Origin of the sequence: Deinococcus pimensis DSM 21231 (genome assembly GCF_000519345.1) — a bacterium.
Lineage (GTDB): Bacteria > Deinococcota > Deinococci > Deinococcales > Deinococcaceae > Deinococcus_A > Deinococcus_A pimensis.
Window position 1 is genome coordinate 51,362 of the sequence record NZ_KI912645.1, and the last position, 1,318, is coordinate 52,679.

At 72.6% G+C, this 1,318-nt stretch carries 2 protein-coding genes; both read left to right on the forward strand.

Going from position 1 to position 1,318, the window contains the following annotated elements; all coding sequences use genetic code 11:
• A partial coding sequence (locus tag DEIPI_RS0112650; protein WP_157463635.1) for a M20/M25/M40 family metallo-hydrolase occupies positions 1-229 on the forward strand: 229 nt, incomplete at its 5' end.
• 62 nt (positions 230-291) lie between these two features.
• On the forward strand, positions 292-1,318 hold a 1,027-nt coding region (locus DEIPI_RS0112655; RefSeq protein ID WP_027481997.1), incomplete at its 3' end, for an SLC13 family permease.

Sequence of the window (1,318 nt, forward strand, 5' to 3'; positions counted from 1 at the left end):
GTTGCGCGTCGCGATCCGCGAGGCGGGCGGCACGCCCGTCTTCAAGGTGAAGACCGGTACGAGCGACATGAACGTCGTCGCGCCGCACTGGCAGGTCCCGACCGTGGCGTACGGGCCGGGCGACTCGCGGCTCGACCACACGCCCGAGGAGCACCTCGACCTCGCCGAGTACCGGGAGGCCGTGGCGATCCTGCGTTCGGCGCTCACGCGGCTCGTCGGGGCGGTCTGAGCGGCGGCATTTCGGAACGCTTTCGGAAGGCGCCTCCGGCGAGGGTGGCCTAGCCTGACCGGGTGACCGTCGTCCTGCTCCTGCTCGTGCTCGCGGTGGTGCTGTTCGCCACCGAACTCCTCCCCGTGGACGTGACGGCGCTGCTGCTCCTCGCGGGTCTCGTCGTGTCCGGTCAGCTCGACCCGAAGGAGGCCTTCGCGGGCTTCGGGAACGACACGGTGCTGACGCTCGCGTCGCTGTTCGTGCTGTCTCGCGCCCTGCTGCGCACCGGCGTGATCGAGTCGATCGGGGCGTTCCTGACGCGCCGGGCGCGCGGCACCACCGGGCTGGTCCGGCTGATGCTCACGACGGTGGCGGGCGTGTCCGCGTTCGTGTCGAACACCGCCACGACCGCCGTGTTCCTCCCGGTCGTGCTGGGCCTCTCGCGCCGCGCGGGCGTCCCTGCGGGGCGCGTGATGATGCCGCTCGCGTTCGCGAGCATCCTCGGCGGGACGGTCACGGTGATCGGGACGAGCACGAACCTCATCGTGTCCGGCCTGCTGCCCCGGTACGGTCAGAAGACGCTGGGTTTCTTCGAGCTCGCCTGGGTGGGCGTTCCGGTCCTCGTGGCGGGCATGCTGTACCTGTTCTTCGTCGCGCCGCGCCTGCTGCCCGCCGCGGAGGGCGACATCGAGGAGCGCTACGGGCTCAGGGCGTACCTCGCGGATCTCGCGCTCGACGAGGGCAGCGCGCTCGCCGGGAAGTCCCTGCGTGAGGCGGCGCTCGGACGGGAACACGGCCTGACCGTCGTGACGGTCGTGCGGGGCGAGGAGGCCGTGCAGGCGCCCGGTGCGGACTTCGTGCTGCGGGGCGAGGACCGTCTCGTGGTGGAGGGCCCCAGCGATCGCCTCATGGAGGCCACGGCGACGCTGGGGGTGCACCTCCGCTCGGAGCGCAAGCTGCGCGAGAGCCTCGAGAGCGGCGCGGAGCGGGACGCGGTGAGGCTCGTGGAGGTCGTGGTGATGCCGCGCTCGCCGCTGGTGGGCCGCACGCTGCGCGAGGCGCGCTTCCGGGAGCGGTACGGCCTGTCGGTGCTGGCGCTGCACCGCC